22 protein-coding genes are annotated in these 17208 nt (G+C 37.2%); 10 read left to right on the top strand and 12 right to left on the bottom strand.

Annotated features, from left to right (window positions below):
* Positions 1-32: 32 nt before the first annotated feature.
* The 4 genes from J3U69_RS04765 to J3U69_RS04780 form a co-directional block, all read right to left on the bottom strand.
* Positions 33-635, bottom strand: coding sequence for a hypothetical protein (locus J3U69_RS04765; RefSeq protein ID WP_267413212.1), 603 nt, complete (start codon positions 633-635; stop codon positions 33-35).
* Between the two features lie 279 nt (positions 636-914).
* Complete coding sequence (locus J3U69_RS04770) at positions 915-1097, bottom strand: hypothetical protein (protein WP_220220371.1); 183 nt, start codon at positions 1095-1097, stop codon at positions 915-917.
* Between the two features lie 87 nt (positions 1098-1184).
* Positions 1185-1724 (bottom strand): DUF2812 domain-containing protein, encoded by a 540-nt coding sequence (locus tag J3U69_RS04775; RefSeq protein WP_220220370.1) that lies wholly within the window; start codon positions 1722-1724, stop codon positions 1185-1187.
* Positions 1705-2046: a PadR family transcriptional regulator gene (locus tag J3U69_RS04780; protein WP_267393404.1), complete on the bottom strand. Its 342-nt coding sequence runs from the start codon at positions 2044-2046 to the stop codon at positions 1705-1707. The genes J3U69_RS04775 and J3U69_RS04780 overlap by 20 nt, the downstream gene beginning before the upstream one ends.
* A gap of 143 nt (positions 2047-2189) precedes the next feature.
* Between J3U69_RS04780 and J3U69_RS04785 the strand changes: the two genes are divergently transcribed.
* The 3 genes from J3U69_RS04785 (at position 2190) to J3U69_RS04795 (ending at position 4793) form a co-directional block, all read left to right on the top strand.
* Positions 2190-2495, top strand: coding sequence for a nucleoside triphosphate pyrophosphohydrolase (locus J3U69_RS04785; RefSeq protein ID WP_267413213.1), 306 nt, complete (start codon positions 2190-2192; stop codon positions 2493-2495).
* Positions 2496-2712: 217 nt separating this feature from the next.
* Positions 2713-3603: a DUF3737 family protein gene (locus tag J3U69_RS04790; protein WP_267413214.1), complete on the top strand. Its 891-nt coding sequence runs from the start codon at positions 2713-2715 to the stop codon at positions 3601-3603.
* A 2-nt stretch (positions 3604-3605) separates the two neighbouring features.
* A complete protein-coding gene (locus J3U69_RS04795; RefSeq protein WP_267413307.1) occupies positions 3606-4793 on the top strand; it encodes a MalY/PatB family protein in 1188 nt (395 codons plus the stop codon).
* 244 nt (positions 4794-5037) lie between these two features.
* Here the strand turns inward: J3U69_RS04795 and J3U69_RS04800 are convergent, their stop codons facing one another.
* From J3U69_RS04800 to J3U69_RS04820, 5 genes are all read right to left on the bottom strand, one after another.
* Positions 5038-5589 (bottom strand): hypothetical protein, encoded by a 552-nt coding sequence (locus tag J3U69_RS04800; protein ID WP_220232500.1) that lies wholly within the window; start codon positions 5587-5589, stop codon positions 5038-5040.
* 226 nt (positions 5590-5815) lie between these two features.
* Entirely contained in the window at positions 5816-6436 is a 621-nt protein-coding gene (locus tag J3U69_RS04805) for a flavodoxin family protein (RefSeq protein ID WP_267413215.1), read from the bottom strand.
* Between the two features lie 57 nt (positions 6437-6493).
* Positions 6494-6922: a flavodoxin family protein gene (locus J3U69_RS04810; RefSeq protein WP_323848320.1), complete on the bottom strand. Its 429-nt coding sequence runs from the start codon at positions 6920-6922 to the stop codon at positions 6494-6496.
* Between the two features lie 30 nt (positions 6923-6952).
* Positions 6953-7993, bottom strand: coding sequence for a zinc-dependent alcohol dehydrogenase family protein (locus J3U69_RS04815; RefSeq protein ID WP_267413216.1), 1041 nt, complete (start codon positions 7991-7993; stop codon positions 6953-6955).
* A gap of 13 nt (positions 7994-8006) precedes the next feature.
* Positions 8007-8651: an NAD(P)H-binding protein gene (locus J3U69_RS04820; protein WP_267413217.1), complete on the bottom strand. Its 645-nt coding sequence runs from the start codon at positions 8649-8651 to the stop codon at positions 8007-8009.
* A 166-nt stretch (positions 8652-8817) separates the two neighbouring features.
* Between J3U69_RS04820 and J3U69_RS04825 the strand changes: the two genes are divergently transcribed.
* Entirely contained in the window at positions 8818-9258 is a 441-nt protein-coding gene (locus tag J3U69_RS04825; RefSeq protein WP_267413218.1) for a MerR family transcriptional regulator, read from the top strand.
* 107 nt (positions 9259-9365) lie between these two features.
* Here J3U69_RS04825 and J3U69_RS04830 read toward each other — a convergent pair whose 3' ends face one another.
* Positions 9366-9728, bottom strand: coding sequence for a DUF805 domain-containing protein (locus J3U69_RS04830; protein WP_103752575.1), 363 nt, complete (start codon positions 9726-9728; stop codon positions 9366-9368).
* A 161-nt stretch (positions 9729-9889) separates the two neighbouring features.
* Here J3U69_RS04830 and J3U69_RS04835 point away from each other — a divergent pair, with 161 nt between their 5' ends.
* From J3U69_RS04835 to J3U69_RS04860, 6 genes are all read left to right on the top strand, one after another.
* Positions 9890-10780: an SDR family oxidoreductase gene (locus J3U69_RS04835; RefSeq protein ID WP_103752574.1), complete on the top strand. Its 891-nt coding sequence runs from the start codon at positions 9890-9892 to the stop codon at positions 10778-10780.
* 210 nt (positions 10781-10990) lie between these two features.
* The gene (locus J3U69_RS04840; protein WP_267413219.1) at positions 10991-11479 is read left to right on the top strand and encodes a GNAT family N-acetyltransferase; all 489 of its coding nucleotides are present in this window, start codon (positions 10991-10993) and stop codon (positions 11477-11479) included.
* 24 nt (positions 11480-11503) lie between these two features.
* Positions 11504-11896 (top strand): cytidine deaminase family protein, encoded by a 393-nt coding sequence (locus J3U69_RS04845; RefSeq protein WP_267413220.1) that lies wholly within the window; start codon positions 11504-11506, stop codon positions 11894-11896.
* Positions 11896-12327, top strand: a complete 432-nt coding sequence (locus tag J3U69_RS04850) for an ASCH domain-containing protein (protein WP_267413221.1) — start codon at positions 11896-11898, stop codon at positions 12325-12327. The genes J3U69_RS04845 and J3U69_RS04850 overlap by 1 nt, the downstream gene beginning before the upstream one ends.
* 479 nt (positions 12328-12806) lie before the next feature.
* A complete protein-coding gene (locus tag J3U69_RS04855; RefSeq protein WP_267413222.1) occupies positions 12807-13535 on the top strand; it encodes a gamma-glutamyl-gamma-aminobutyrate hydrolase family protein in 729 nt (242 codons plus the stop codon).
* Between the two features lie 12 nt (positions 13536-13547).
* A complete protein-coding gene (locus J3U69_RS04860) occupies positions 13548-14948 on the top strand; it encodes an APC family permease (protein WP_103752569.1) in 1401 nt (466 codons plus the stop codon).
* Between the two features lie 122 nt (positions 14949-15070).
* Here J3U69_RS04860 and J3U69_RS04865 read toward each other — a convergent pair whose 3' ends face one another.
* Together J3U69_RS04865 and J3U69_RS04870 are read right to left on the bottom strand one after the other, a co-directional pair.
* Positions 15071-16252 (bottom strand): MFS transporter, encoded by a 1182-nt coding sequence (locus J3U69_RS04865; RefSeq protein ID WP_267393432.1) that lies wholly within the window; start codon positions 16250-16252, stop codon positions 15071-15073.
* 76 nt (positions 16253-16328) lie between these two features.
* Positions 16329-17204, bottom strand: a complete 876-nt coding sequence (locus tag J3U69_RS04870) for an AraC family transcriptional regulator (RefSeq protein ID WP_220234945.1) — start codon at positions 17202-17204, stop codon at positions 16329-16331.
* Between the last annotated feature and the right edge of the window lie 4 nt (positions 17205-17208).

Consider the following 17208-nt stretch of genomic DNA (forward strand, 5'->3'; position numbering starts at 1 on the left):
TCAGACCAAGCAAAAATAATTGCTAGAATAACTTAATCAGCTGGCGTAATCTGCAAATTTTTGAAGAAACCTTTGGTGCCAATATCAACAAAGAAACCAATAGTTCCCCGAGGTGATGCACCGTGTTTTAAATGATCGACTTTCAAAACAAGACGGTCATTAAGATAAAATTTACCAGTTTCATCCTTTATTTCTGCACGTAAATCAATCCATTGGTTAAGAGCAATATTTGCTGGTCCTTCAAAGTCTGTAATGTGATGAGTGCGGAAATATTCAAAGTTATATTTGGGGTAGGAAAAATATTGGACTGCATGCTGCTTTCTTACCGGATCGGTTGTTTGACCATTAGTAGGTCTAATGTAAAAAGATTCAAATGCTGAATCATCTTCATTAATGCGAAATGCTAAGCCGATAAAACCGCGAGCAAAATCTGGAGCATCTGGCAAAAGCTGGCTAAGTACTTGTACTTCAATTGTACCGTTATGAAAGTCACACTCGGCTAATTTGGCATAAGTGTTTTCGTCAAACTCGTAGAGCTTTTGTGCTTTGATTACGCAAAGTGTAGGTTCATGGTTGATAGAAACTAGTTTAGCTTTGGTATTAATAGGTATTACTTTTAGTTGATCATTATTCATTTGCTGTCCCTTCTACGTGGTTGCAATTACTCCTGATAACCATGTCTTTATTCCTGCTTCTGCAGTTAAGGCTATATTAGGATAAGAATGTGGCCCTTTAAACTGATTATAGCATGAAACGGTCCTTAAAGCAGGCCAATTAAGTAGAACGAAGTGCTTATTTCCCGGGTAATAGAACGAATATTAGTAATAAAAAATAAAGCGATCAAACTTTAACATCTGGTAAAAGTTTGATCGCTTTTTGTGGACCACTAATAGTTTTATATTTCAGTGAGAACATTATTTTTGCTTAATCAGTTTTAAATTAGCAATTAGCAGTTCTTGAAAGCTGGTATCAGCTGAAATAGATTTGTCAGAAAACCAACCAGTTCCGACATTAATAATATCTCCAATTAACAGATCACGCCCGCATCGACTAGCTAGTAATTGTGATTGAGCATCATCAAATTCAGTGGCTAACAATTGGTGTTTTCTTAATATTGCTTTGAATTGAATCTCTATTTTAATATGACTAAGCCCTATTAAGTTGAAATTAGGACTTTGTCACTCTTATCCTTTCTGCTTTATTTGATCTCTCTGAATTTTTAGCTCTATTATTTGGATGATCAGACAGAAATCAAAGACAAAGAAAATTATACAACAGGCAATCGCTCCAATTAATGCAGGCTGATCAGTAATCCCGCTAATAATTTCTGAAATAAATACGGTAAAAAGAAAAAGGGGTATTATGAACAGGTTTGACAGGTGATTAGAGATGCGAAACAAAAACTGTAACTTGGATTTTTGATCTGAATAGAGATCAAATGCACCTTCTGACTTGAGTTTGCGAAAGTATGTCCACTTACCCCTCTGACCAATTTTTTCAATTCCGGTATCTGCTAAGAAACTATAGTAGTCTTGACGTTTGCTCTTTGATAGTTTTGCCTTAAAATCTAGACGGTAAGTGTAAGCAGGCTCGGTATCAGTAAAAGTGTAAATTAGACCAGAGACTTTTTTCAGTTGCCAGCCTTGTTCTGCCATTCTATTAAGCCGATCTTCTTCTTGATGGTATTTGCTTGGTAAAAACCACCTAATTCGTTTCTTTTCCATTTTGGTTTTCTCCCTCAATTATCAAATGTCCATTTTTGACTAATTCTTTTAATCGCTTAAATTCAGCTAAAATAACGTCCTTTCCTTTGTCAGTAATAATATACTGCTTTCTTTGTTCAGAGCTGCTATTTGGCAAAGCACTAATCCATTGGTACTGTTCTAACTTGCTAAGTGCGCCATATAATGTACCAGCGGCTATGTTGATACGACCATTAGTCATTGTTGCTATCTTTTTCATAATGCCATAGCCATGAAGCGGCTTAAATAGAGACAATAATATGTAATAGTATGCTTCAGTTAAAGCATTTTGTTGTTTGTTCATTGTGAGTGATGCTCTTTCTCCAGATAAAGTATATCGGATGTCGATATATTAAATATATCGTGGCCCGATATATATGTCAATAAAAAGATGTAAAACTAAACTAACTAAATAGTATAATGATTTTAATAAGAGGGTGAATAAATATGAAAAAATTAGTTAGAGATAAAATACCTGAATTTGCTAAAGATGCTAATTATCGTCACCTTACACATAGTGAAATTGAACCAGCTCTAAAGAAAAAATTAATTGAAGAAACTGGAGAAGTTGTCAACGCAACAAGTGAGACTAATTTGGTTGAAGAGCTAGGCGATGTTTATGAAGTTATCAGGGCCTATTTGAAGTTTAAGGGTGTTAGCCAAGAGGAGTTTCTAAAAATAGTTGGTCAAAAACGAGCTGAAAAGGGTGGCTTTACTGAATTTATTGAGATGGAAACTAAAAACCAAGTGTGATAGTTTGCTTATTTACAGTGCTTAATTAAAGTTGCTCGATAATTAAGTCAGAATCTATCTCCCTATTTCCTAGGAAATAAATTTCTAATTCGTGCTTAAGTTGTGATAACTAATAGTAATTGAAAAGCCTTAATAATAAGTATTTTCAATTTGTGCTATTTTGATAAATAATAGCAGTATAAGATTAGTAACTTTAAGACTTAGGAAAGAAGCAGTAATGAATAATATTAGAGACCACTATTTTGAGGGTGAAAGAATTCTTTTTGGCTTGAGTAACAGTGAAATAGAAAATGTTACTTTTGGTCATGGCGAATCGCCGCTTAAAGAAGCAAAAGGGATTAAACTAAAGAATTCCGTTTTTAAATGGAAATATCCTTTATGGTACGATGATGATATTAGGGTTGAGAACTCGGTTTTTGAAACGATGGCTCGCAGTGGTATTTGGTATACCAAAAATATCTCAATTTATAATTCAGCTATGCAAGCTCCTAAATTGTTTCGGCGTTCTGAAAAAATTGTTCTTGAGCGTGTGCACTTTGCCAATGCTGAAGAAACGATGTGGACGTGCCGAAAAATTAAAATCACTAATAGTCAAATTAACGGGGACTATTTCGGCAAAGACAGCAGTGACATTTATTTAGATAATGTTAGTGTAGTAGGCAATTATGTTTTTGACGGTGCCAAAAACATTGAGGTTCACAATTCGACTTTTATTTCTAAGGATGCTTTTTGGAATTGTGAAAACGTAACGGTCTATGATTCAACTATTGATGGTGAATATCTAGCCTGGAATAGTAAAAACGTCAAATATATTAACTGTAAAATTCAAAGCAGTCAGGGACTAAATTATATCGACAATTTGGTCTTGACGAATGTGAGTCTGACTCATACTGATTTAGCCTTTGAATATGTTTCTAACCTTGATGCGGATATTGTGACTAAAATCGATAGTGTAAAAAACCCAATTTCTGGTAAAATAGCTGCGCCATGCATAGGTAAATTGATTATGGATCCGGCCAAAATAAATCCTGCGAAGACTAAAATAAACTGTGCTAAGATTGAAGTAAAAGTAGCTCGTTCAGATCAAAATCAGAAACCAAAGGAATGAATATGCAAACAAATTACGATTTTACCAATGCACCGGACAGAAGCAAGACAGATTCTATTAAGTGGGATGTTGAGCCAGGTGAACTACCAATGTCTTTGGCTGATATGGATTTTCAAACCGCTCCGGAAATTATTGCAGCGATGAAGGAAAAAATTAACTTAAAAGCATTTGGCTATGAATGGCCTGGTGCTGCTTATTTCAATGCCGTTGCAGATTGGTATGACAAAGAGCACAGCCACCGCCCTGATCCTGACTGGATGATTTTTACAACTGGCGTTGTGCCCGCTATTTCTTCAATTGTACGTCGTGTTAGCCACCTAGGCGATAATATCTTAGTACAAGAACCGGTTTATAATGTCTTTTACAATTCGATCGAAAACAATGGTCGTCACGTTCTAGCAAGTGATTTGCATTTTACTGGTGAAAATTATCAAATTGATTGGCAGGACCTTGAGCAAAAGCTGGCATTACCATTAACAACGCTAATGATTTTTTGTAATCCGCATAATCCGATTGGCAAGGTCTGGACAAAGCAAGAAGTTCAAAAAATAGCAGATTTATGTCTTAAGCATCACGTGGTTCTTTTGTCAGATGAAATTCATGGCGATCTAGTCAGAACTGGCAAAGATTATACACCGGCGTTTGCTGTTAATGGTGTTTCACGTGAAAACATTATTTCGCTAGTTTCTCCTAGTAAAACTTTTAACGTTGCGGCACTTCATGCAGCGACTGCGATTATCCCTAATGATAATTTACGTGAAATTGTTAATCGGGGTCTTAATAGCGATGAATTGGCTGAGCCAAATTTGCTTGCAATTCCAGGTACTATTGCCGCCTATACTGAGGGGCAGAGCTGGCGCCAAGCTTTAATTGCTCAGCTTAACGATAATTTCACCTATGCCACTAATTTTATTGCCAAAAATCTACCTGAGCTTAAGGTAATTACGGGAGATGCCACATATTTAATGTGGCTTGATGTTCAACAAGTTAGTCATAATTCAGCAGAATTAGCGCAGTTCTTACGCCAGGAAACTGGATTAATTGTTTCACCAGGGAATATTTATCGTGGTAATGGCGCTGACTTTTTGCGGATTAACTTGGCTTGTCCACTAGCAATGGTTCAAGACGGTTTGCAGCGCTTAAGTGATGGCATAAAGAAATATCAAAGTAATAAAAAATCCAGCAGTTAATGTTAGTCCACTAATTAAACTGCTCTAACGAAGTACTTATAATGAAGTTAAGCCCCATAATTAATTATGGGGTTTTTGCATGACTAGAAAATTTTTTGCAAAAAAATACATGACTCTGGTAAATTACCGGAATCATGTTTCACTTTTTGGCTTCTAATCTACTATTAAGCCGTTATAAGTGCCTTTGTTTGATTTTAAAAAAGTAGAGGTGCTTTTAAATTCTCAGTCGTAATGACCGATTTCCTTAATTTTTATTTTTTTGAAAATGTTGAGCCAATTGCAGTGCCGTTGCAACATAATCTAAAATGGTAGTGACGGTCACTAAGACCTTTTTACCGCTAAATGATCCTTTGAGAAGCAGCGGTACTTGCGCACCCATGGCAATGAATAACACGATTATCAACAAGCTTGCGGGTGAGAAGGGACTACCATTGTTAGTAAACTTATTTAGCAGATTTTGGATTGTTTTAACAGTTTGCGGCGGCAGTTTCATTTTGTCTGCTAAAATTTTTAAGAAATTTTGGTTTTTAAAAACGGGGATTAACTGGGCACTGGCTTCATGAGAGAGTTGCTTTAACTGCACTTGAACCTGTTTGCTGTGGCCCGCACAGTATTGTAATAAGTTCTGCACTTGTTCCAATCCAGCTTGAGTCCAAGAATAATTTTTGGTGTGCAATTCCTGCCATATTTTTGGCATATGACTGGTTGTTTGGCCAATTTGTTTTAATATTTGCTGTGTTGGTTTGGCGCGTAATAAAGTTTGTGACCAATTAACGAAGTATTTTTCAATGTGCATAAAATACACCTCCTGTTACCTCATTATAGCAAGGGCATAATAGAGATTGGTTTGATACGCTCAGAAAAATTGTGGTGGTACATTTAGTTCTTTAACGTCTTATTATAATTAATTAGCTTATTTAAGAGTGAATAAAAAGTGTTAAAGCAAAAAGTCACAGCAGTTATAAGAACTACTATGACTGAGATAAACGTTGTTACACAAGGGATGCGTTTTAGTTATTAAATTATTTTTTGCCAATCATCTTATTGTGTAAAGTATTTGCCTGTGAGTTTGTCTGTGCGATACCAACAAAATTCAGACCAAATCTTTTAGAAACACGGTTTAGTGTTCCATAAGTTGAATTAATAGCCAAAGTTTGGTTACTGTCAGCTCCTTGGACAATAACGTATAAATCACTGCCTTTAAGGTCATTATTGATGTTTAGGTGGTCAATAAAAGTTTTTAAATAGCCCGACATATTTGACCAATAAACAGGAGTTCCGATAACGATAACATCGGCACCTTTTAATTGGTTCCATACTTTAGGGAAGTCGCCATCTCCTTGACCAATTTGGGGAATGTGGTAATCGACTAAATTAATTTGTTTGTATGAGCTGCTTCCAAATAGTTTTTTGGCAAGATTGGCCGTATTACCATCTTTATTTTGGCTAGCGTTAATAAATACCCGTCTGGCACCTTGATTAGTATGGCGCGGCTTAACAAATTTCTTTTTTGCTTTGGATTTGGCCGTAACAGAACTAGAATCAGAATTTAAGCGTGTTGTGATTACGGCTGTTCCTGCGACTAGGCCAATGATTGCTAAAAAAATTGCCAGTTTTTTCAGCAGATTAAGCTTCTTATTCATTTTTCTTACCTCCTAATAGTGTCAAATTGTTTTACGTGAAACATTCTATTCACATTTTTAATTAATAAATTGTTCTTGAATATCAACAAAGTTCATGTTGGCAACAGAGGCAAAACGGGCGATAACATCAGTTACTGGCTTAATGGCATCTGTTGGATCAGTCCCTTGGATAAAAACAGATATTTTTTTATCGGCTAAAGTATTAAAATCTTTGCTTTGACCGATTCTTTCAATGAATGTTTTTAGATAGCCGCTCATATAGTGCCAATAGGCTGGGGTACCGAGAATAATCCAATCAGCTTGTTGTAATTTTGTAAAAACCTCGTCAAATTGGTCGTCAGAATAGCTTTGGTTAATTTGGTAGATTTTATAATCAACAAGATTGATTTGCTGGTATTTTCGGCCATTTAAATAATTTTGCCCCATGCGACTAGTAGTTCCTGAACGGTTTTGACTAGCGTTAATAAAGACGATGTTAATTTTAATTACTTCCCTTCCAAAATAAGAGTAATTAACTTATTGGTTAACGATTAATAAAGATTTAATTGCTTCACGTTGATCCATTGCTTCATAGGCTTCTTGGATTTGTGCCAATTTAAAACTCTTGGTAAAAACTCTACCGGGATGAATTTTACCGCTTAAAACCGCATCAAGCAGAATATCGCGGTCGTAAGTAGTAACGGGGGCAATACCACCACGCAAACCAATATTTTTCCAGAATAAAGCAGTTGTATCAATTGCTGGATTCTGAGGCACACCTACACGGCCAACAATTGCGCCCGGACGACCAACTTGCAGTGCAGTTTGAATTGACTGTTTTGTACCAACGCATTCTAAAACCGAATCGGCGCCATTACCGTTAGTTAGCTCTAATACCCGCTTGACAGCCTCGTCACCACGCTCTGGCACAATGTCAGTTGCACCAAATTCAATAGCTAATTTTTGCCGATCTTGGTGCCTACTCATGGCAATGATTCGTTTTGCACCACGTAGTTTAGCTGCGACTACACCGCATAAGCCAACTGCACCATCACCAAAAACGACTGTTGTGTCGCCAGTTTTTACTTCTGCGCTAGCAGCTGCATGGTAGCCAGTGGCCATGACATCTGCTAATGCTAAAAAGTCATTTAGCTGCTCAGCAGTATAATCAGAAGGCTTGCCGGGGATTTTTACTAGGGCCCAATTAGCATTGTGAAACTTGAGGTATTCCCCTTGGTAACCACCGTTAATTTCGTTTCCCTGATTAAAACAATTACCATCAAACCCTGCTAAGCATGCGGCACAATGTCCACACCCGTGCGTAAAAGGGGCGATAACAAAATCGCCGGGTTTAACTTGAGTTACTTCAGCACCAACTTGCTCAACAATACCAATTGCTTCGTGTCCGGTAGTCGAATTTGCCTTGCGCTGCGATATGCCACGGAACCACCACAAATCTGAGCCGCAGACACAAGAGCGGACGATTTTGATAATTGCATCATTTTCTGATTTTAATTCTGGCATCGGGTAGTCTTTTAATTCTACTTTGCCTGGTTTAATAAATGTTCCTGCTTTCACTTTGATTTTCTCCTTAATATACTGGTCGATCTTCACCTTGGGTTGCTGGATCAGCAATGCCAATACTATCGTTAACGTAGAGATTCGGATCCCGAATTATTTTTAAAATAGCGTCTGCAATGCTTTGCCGAGAACCTGAAACACCTACATACGGCTCATCATGAGTAGTAATGGTATATTTGATTTCATTTCGATCGTTGAGCCATGGCAAACGCAGGGTAGTATACTGCAGGCCGGACTCGGCAAGCAGCTTATCCGAATTAATTGCAGTTTGCAAACCGGGCAATGTGTATTCGTGATTCCACCGACCAAATTCGCCGCCAACTTCATTGTAAATACCCAAAATATTAGTAAATATTACACGTGAAACATGGTTATTTTTCATGGCACTAATTACATTTTTAGTAATGACATTGCCCACGGTATGATCAACTACTGCTACAAAAACCATGTCTTGGCCGCTAACGGCATCATTTACTTCGTTAGCATTAGTTAAGTCAACTTCCATTACTTTTACCTTAGGTTTTAAATTTGCCAGTCTTTGGGCGTTGCGCAAGCCAACCGTCAAATTGATATCTTGGAATTCTGGCTCAGCTAAAAGCCGATTTTCAACTAAACGTGCTATTTGACCGTTTGCTGCTAAAATTAATAATTTCATTGAAAGCACCTCTTTTTCTAATTAATACAAAGTATATTGCCTTCGAGCAACTCTAAGTCAAATTTTTTTGCTAGTTTATTAGTTGATAGAAAGTGTTAATATTAAAGACAAAGTAGTTATTTTTAGTAAGTTAATTATGATTGGTAAATAGTGGCAGGAGAACATGATGAAAAAATACCAAATCAAGGATTTAAGTGATTTGCTCGGAGTTAGTACTTACACTTTGCGCTATTATGAGAAAATTGGTTTACTCAACTTTGTAAAGCGAAATAAAAGTGGTGTTCGTGAATTTGAAGCCAGCGACTTAATTACTATCAATACCATTATTTGCCTGAAACAAACCGGTATGCCATTAAAAGAAATCAAAAAATACCTAAAGCTAGTTGGAGAAGGCATTGATACGGCCGAGCAGCGAAAAGCAATGTTTCTGCAGCAACGACAAAAGGTAACGGAAGAGATCGCTGCTTTAAAAAAATCAATGAAAATAATAGATCGCAAAATTAATTTTTATGATGAAGCAATTAAAGAGCAGAGCTTAGATGTTTGCCGCGATGACCGCAAAAAATGGTTAGAAGGAATTTTGGCTGGAAAAGAAAAAGTGCAATAACTCACCATTAAAGTAAGTTTGCACTTGATAAAAAACAATCTTTAATAAATAAAAACGACCCAAATTAACTGTGTCAATTACGTACGTTTAATTTGAGTCGTTTTTTATTAATAATTATTTGGACGTGAAGGCCAGAGCATTAATATCACAAACCAGATCTGGCCGATAAACGGCAGGACATTAATTAAAATCCACCAACCCGAGCGGTTAGTATCATGTAAACGCCGAATGCTTAGTGATAAAGTGGCAAGCCAAACAATAAAACTAATAACTAGTGAACCTGTCTTAGCGCTCCAGTCACCCCAAGTATAAATATCTTCAATGGAATGACCTAAAATTGTTTGCACAATCCAGGTTAAAACAAATCCTAGAATTATGTTAATAATTACTGGAATCCAATATTCACCTAAACTTGCAACCCCAGAAAAGTTGAAAATGTTTTTCCAAAATTTCTTATACGTATTAATCATAGGTATAGCCTCCTTGACTACAGTATTATCAACACCATCATAAAACGAAAAATTTAATACATCAAAGAATATGATTTGTTAAATATTGTAAGCATATATTTTGTTTTGCGTATGCAAACGCTGTAAATTGAAGGTGGATTTTTAAGAAGGGAGATCATAGTATGGATAATAATTTATCAAACCCGTTAACTCGTTACCGCAATGAAGAATTTTCAGAGCAATCACAAGACTACCCTGGACTTCAAAGCAAAATGGATCCTAAACCTGATGGTGATATGGCTGATTATGAAGGTCATGAATTACTAATTGGGCGCCACGCTCTAGTAACTGGCGGCGATTCCGGAATTGGTCGTGCGGTAGCAATTGGTTTTGCTAAAGAAGGCGCTGATGTTGCTATTTCATTCTTGCCAGATGAGGAAGAAGATGCCAAAGAAGTTGCCGAATTGATCGAAAAGGCCGGTCGCAAGGCAGTTTTGCTTCCAGCAGATTTACGTAAACGCGGTGAAGCTGAACGTGTTGTTAATGATGCTGTAAAAGAATTTGGTAGCTTGGAATTATTGGTTATGAATGCTGCCATCCAGCAACACTCTGACAGTTTAGAAGAACTGTCCCTTGATAGCGTCCATGATACTTTTGAAGTTAATATTATTTCGATGTTTGAAATGACAAAGGCTGCAGTTCCACATATGAAACCAGGTAGTGTCATTTTAACTTCTACTTCAGTTCAAGGATTCCGGCCAACGCCAATTTTATTGGATTATGCTTCCACCAAGGCAGCGATTGCTAACTTTTCAATTAACCTTGCACAAGAACTTGCTTCAAAGGGAATTCGGGTTAACAGTGTTGCTCCTGGTCCTATTTGGACACCATTACAAGTTTGTGGTGGTCAGCCAAAATCTGGTGTACCTAGCTTTGGTCATGAAGAGCCACTCGATAGAGCAGGTCAACCTGATGAATTAGCTCCTATTTATATCTTCTTAGCATCCAATTTGGCTAGTTATGTTACTGGTCAAGTATATGGTGCAACTGGTGGACAAGGAATTAATTTGTAAAAGATATTATTACTAAAAAACGCTTCTACTTGTAATGCAGGCAGAAGCGTTTTTGCATGTCTAATTTTTACAATTTTCCAGTTTAATGAAAAAACGATTGATTATTAAAATAAACCAATTAAGATCTTATCTATATTTAAGCAAAATTCTATAGTATAATTAACTTATCTTAAACCTTATTTTATTACTATAATTGAAAGATTTTTTAAAATGAAAATAGTTTTTAGCCAAAATCAGCAATTATCGCAAAAAAATGCAGAAATAATTGCTACTAAATGGCATTATGATGGTGAATATTCCTTTTATGATATGGAAAATGACCAGGAAGATTACGATGAAATTATTACGCCTGCATTGCGAAAAGACCATTACTTTGAAGTTTTGGCAGATGATGGCCAGTTGACAGCCTTCTTTTGTTTAGATCCGATTGAAGATAGGAATGGTCAGGTTGAAGTTGGACTAGGGATGGCGCCGGAGTTAACGGGACATGGCCTTGGCATAAAGTTAATGCAAATGATTGAAGACTATGTAAAGCAAATTGGCAAGTACCATAAAATTATTTTATCGGTTGCTGAATTCAATAAGCGGGCGCAAAAAGTTTACCAACGAGCAGGCTATCGCATTACTGGGTCAGAAGACGAGGCTTCTAATGGCGGTATTTATCGCTTTATTTTAATGGCAAAAGAAATAAAGAAATAAGAATATTTTGAAAGAATTACAATAATGGATCAGCAATGGCAAAAAATGTATGAAGCCGCTAGCCAAGTGCAGAGGTTTCATCAGATTGGCGAACATATGGAAGCTGGCGGGGTAGCTGCAGCTGTTTTAAGTGAGTCAGGAAAAATTTATACAGGAGTTTGCGTTGATACGGCATGTGGTCTTGGAGTATGTGCTGAACGAAATGCTCTTTTTAATATGATTACGCAGGGCGAAACGAGGGTGTCACGTGTCTTAGCCCTAATGTCAAATGGCAAAAATGTTGCGCCATGCGGAGCATGCCGTGAATTTATCGTCCAGTTGATGGAAAAAGATTACCAGAATGTTGAAGTAATGATGGATTATCGGCATGATAAGGTAGTAAAAATGAGCGAATTGACGCCAGAATGGTGGTTATAATGAAACAAGAAGTAAAAGAATTTTGGCGTGATTTTTGTCAAAAGCATAATTGGGATGAGAGTACCAAGTATGATGCTTGGTCATTTGGTACAGACAAAAACGGTTTAGCTGATAAAGTCAACCGTGGCATCAAAACAGCGACTACCTCTGCATATGAATTTTACGAAGATAAGCCATTGCCTCAAGTGGGGGAATTGAGTGTTATTCTTGATGAAGCTGGTAAACCAGTTTGCGTGGTTCGTGAAAAAGTTGTTGAGATTGTCCCCTACAATCAGATTTCCGCTGAACATGCTTATCATGAAGGCGATGGTACCTACAAAAATTGGCGACAAATTCACGATGATTTTTTCAAGAAAGAATATGAAAGTAAAAAACGCGCTTTTTATCCCCAAGCGCCAATGGTTTGTGAGGTTTTTGAAAAAGTTGAATAAACTTTGGAATGAAATAAAATTAAAAGGTGGGTGAAAACTGTTGCTAACAGATTAGTGCCGTTGATACAGTATTTTGCTAATAACTCTGAACTTGAGGACTGAATTTTGCCTAAACCTTATTTTATTTAATACTGCTTTTTATCCACTGCTAATTAGGTTGTAGGTAATCTAATTAGCAGTGTTTTTCTTTATTAAAAAGTAGGTACTTAGTATGGAACGAAAAAATTGGCTAAATCAATTTTTAATAAGGACACTCAAGAGTTAAGACTTTAACTCTAACCTACTATCCGTTAACCAAATCCGCGGTTAATATTTCCCAGGAAATATTAACTCAAATGAAAATAATAGCTTTAAGATGAAGGCAACTAATTATTAACGTTAATAGGCTAAACCAATTGGCAAACAGATTTTCCCTTTAAACTTAAATTTATTGCTATAATAAAAATAGAAAATTAGAGTTAAAAAAGTAGGAGAAGAAAATGACAAAACCGATTATTGGAATTGCTGGCTCGGAAATGATTGATACTGAGGGTCTTTTTCTCGGGTATCGCCGTAGCTATATTAATGAAGATTACGTTGATTCAGTGGTTCAAAATGGTGGTGTGCCATATGTTATTCCGTTTACTGGCAATGATGATGTAGTTAAAGCACAAATGGAACATGTTCAAGGGTTGATTTTATCTGGTGGGCATGATGTCGATCCGCATCTATACGGTGAAGAACTCAAGCCTAATATTGGTGAAATTTGGCCCGCTCGTGATCATTTTGATATGCTTCTTTTAAAGTTGGCCGAAGAAATGGGTAAGCCGGTGTTGGGAATCTGTCGGGGTGCACAAATTATTAATGTTGCTCATGGCGGCAGCCTGTATCAAGATGTGGCTTACCGCAAAGAACAGACGCTTAAGCATGATCAACAACATACGCCAGATTTGCCAACGCATGGAATGAAAGTAAAAGAGGGAAGTGTACTTGCTCAAACATTAGGCAAGACAGAATTTATGGTAAACTCTTTCCATCATCAGCTAATTAATAATGTCGCACCGGACTTAATTGAAGTTGCCCATGCAAGTGATGGTGTTATTGAGGGCTTGGAAAACAAGGCTGGCAATGTTTTGGCTGTTCAATGGCATCCAGAAATGCTTCACAAAAATCCAGATACTAAATTCCAAAATAATTTGTTTAAGTTCGTTATTGAGAATGCAAAGTAAAAGAAGATAATTATGAACACAAATGAGAAGGCAAATGACAAGTTAGGCTTTTGGTCGATTGTACTTTTAGCAATTAACTCAATTATTGGTTCCGGTATTTTTTTAACTCCCGGAAGTGTTGTTACTCAGGCAGGCAGCAAGTCTTTGATTGTTTACTTAATTGCAGCAATTTTTGCAGCGATTTTGGCCATTTCATTTTCGGCTGCGGCCAAATATGTGACTAAGTCTGGTGCTTCGTATGCGTACACAAAGGCTGCTTTTGGTGAAAATGTTGGCTTTTATGTTGGCATTCTGCGCTATTTTTCCGCTAGTGTTGCTTGGGGAGTAATGGCAGTAGGTGTGATTAAGTCAACGATTTCCATCTTTGGTGGCAATCCAGACAGCGTATTAAATGTAACCATTGGTTTTTTGGTTTTAATGTTAATAATTTCAGTGATTAACTTATTTGGTCAAAAATTTGTCAAGTTGGTAATGAACCTCGCGACAGCAGGAAAGTTGTTTGCATTAGTGCTAATTATTGTCGCTGGCGTAGTACTTTTGATTACAACGGGGGCGTCACACAACTTAACAATGGTTGACCAAATCACGCAAAATGGCCACAGAATTGTCCCGACACTGACAACCACAGGTTTCGTGATGGCTGTTGTTTCTGCTTTTTACGCTTTTACCGGTTTTGAATCGGTGGCTTCTGGGTCTGACGATATGCAGGAGCCAGAAAAGAACCTGCCTAAGGCTATTCCGCTGGCAATTTTTATTATTGCTGCAATTTATATTGGGGTAGTGGCTGTTGCTTTGATGCTAAATCCGAAAGCATTGATGACGACTAAACAGGTAGTAGCAATCAGTGCAATTTTTAATAATGAAATCTTGCGCGATGTAATCTTGGTGGGAGCATTAGTATCAATGCTGGGCATCAATGTGGCCTCAAGCTTTAATGCACCTCGGATTTTAGAAGCGATGGCGCGTGAAAATCAGTTGCCTTCTTCACTCACGAAAAGAACCAAAAGAAACTTTCCTGTTAGAACCTTCTTTATTTCTGAGGCTTTAGCAATCTTAGTTCCACTTGCTTTTCAATATAATATGGTAAATTTGATTACACTGAGTGCAATGGTGCGGTTTCTAGGCTTTATGATTGTGCCCCTAGCGGTCATTTGTTTTTACTTTGGTAAGAACAAGGAACCGATTTTGCCAGCGCCAAAGAACATTTGGACAGACATCATCGTACCGCTTTTATCGATTGCTTTAGTCATTTTTCTATTAGTGAAGTACAATTGGCAAGCACAGTTTGGCATTATTGAAAATGGCAAAGTCGTTGGTGTCAATTGGTATGCGATATTCATGATGGTATTTGGCTTTATCATTTTGCCATTGTTGATGTTTTGGTTTTCACGGTGGCAAAAAAATAAGCAGTAATTATTTGGGTAAAAAACAAACCGTCAATTAAAGTTAAATCTTTAACTCACGGTTTTTATGTTCATAATCATAGTAAATGTGTAACTAAAAACGACATTCTAACAAGAATGTCGTTTTTTGCTTTATTTATGCTGTTTTTTAATTTGGAAGTAGTGCACAATACTGTAGCAGAACAAAATTGCCATTCCAATTCCAGCCATTGTCATGTCAGAACGTGGAGTACCTGAACCCAAAGTGGCACCAAGCCAGTTAATGATAGTTGGTGAAACGGCACAGCCAATGTTTACTAATACTAGGGTAATTGTTGTAGCAAAGTTAACGGAATTTTTCGGGGCTGCTTCATCCAGCCAGTTAAAAATATAAGGAACTGATAGGCCAAAGCCAGCACCTAAGACGATAACGGCTACAAATAACATTGGCAAGTTGACAGCATATGCAATTGCAAGCAAGCCGGCAACTTGTAAAAACAAACCGATCGGTAGAATCAAATCATGCAGTTTCTTTTTCAAAAAGCCGTAGCACATGCCTACAGGAATTCCAATAAGTGTAACTACACTTGAAACGAAAGCGATTTGGCTAACATTTGCAATTTTCTGGCTTGTTGCCAATTGCGGTAGTTTGAAAGACATTGGCATAAAGAAAACATACATAAAGAACATAACGATGGCGATTTCAATCACGCTGGCATTAATTTTGTTTTCTTCCCGGTTAGCTGATTGGTCAGTACTATCAGTTGGTTGTTGATCAGGTAATTTAACCACAAAGCCAAACAACAGTAGAATAGGCAAAGCCGCTAGGTAAATAGCGAAGGTTGCGTGCCAGCCATTAACTGCTAATATGCCGACACAAAATGAAAAAATAGCTGCTCCTACACTACCCATTGAATTTTGGAAACCCAGCATTGTTGATAGTTCATCGCCCGCATAGAATTTGGATAATAAGCTAACTGCAAGGGAATTAAATAGACCAATTCCTGCACCCAGTAAGAAACGTGATACCAAAATTAGGGTATAGCCAGTGGCATACATCGGATAAGTTCCGGCTAGAAGTGCAATAATAAGACCCGTAATTACGGTTGTTTTGGTACCCAATAATTTGATTAAAAATGGGCTTAATACTAAGCCAACAACTATTCCAATATTTGGAATAGTACTTAAAGTTTCAACGGCTGCACGTGAGACATCTGGGAATGATGAGTACATTAATGGCAGTACCGATGAAATTTGTGGCGCTATCATCAATAATAAAGAAATTGATAATAAGGCAACTTTGAACAATCCAGATTTTGGATTAACTTTTTTCATACTAGCTCCTCATTTCTTCAGCTATAAATCGTTTTCGTTAATATTATACTTGCTTTTTCCATTTGAAATAACGCTTTCAGTCGCCTGAATCTGGCGCTGAGGAACCTTTGCGAATTTGCATACTGGTCTGCCCATAATTAGCGACCATCGCCCGATTCAAAGACCTGACACCACTAAAGCCGTTATTCATGGCAACGGCTGTTAGCGTGTGAGAAGTACCGCATAATTCTTGATAGGCACGTTGAGCACGATAATTTCTAATATATTTACCCAAAGTAATGCCCATGTTTTGCCGAAAAATTCGTTGTAAATATTGTCGTGCTAAATGGCAGCTATCTGCAATATCCTGCAATGAAAATGGTTCTTGATAATGATCCTGAATGAAATCTAATGCTCGCCTTAAGTGCCCAGTAATTAATAGATTGCTTGATAGCTGACTATTATTGTCGCGAGTCCGTAAAAAATACTTAAGTAAAATTTCTAACACCTGATAGCTCAGAATTGTTAGTTCCAAGTTTTGAAATTCGCTGTCATTAGCTAACTTTGTCTCGGTAATCCGGCTAAGTAGAGCTTGTAAGTGGTGATATTGAGCGATTTGTTCCACTGATAATTCGGCTAGTGGTTTAAGGTCAATCATATATTGATCCATTTCAGGAAATACTTGTAAAACCAGTGAATAAGGAAAAAGCATGGTAAGCATCAAGTCCGAGCAAGAGGAAGTACTGCTTCGGACGCTGTGAACAACTTGGGAATTTATCACTAAGATCTCGCCTGGATGTGTATGATGATCGACACCGTTAATAATAAAGTGAGCAATTTGACCACGCATGGTAAAACTGAGTTCAATACTTTGGTGCCAATGCGGCGCCACGTCTGACTCATTGTTTTGCTGGTGAATTTCAATGTATAGCGGTAGTTTATCTAACTGGACCAGTTCGTGTTTATCAGGCACTAGA

Source organism: Lactobacillus sp. B4026 (genome assembly GCF_026535825.1).
Classification (GTDB): domain Bacteria; phylum Bacillota; class Bacilli; order Lactobacillales; family Lactobacillaceae; genus Lactobacillus; species Lactobacillus panisapium.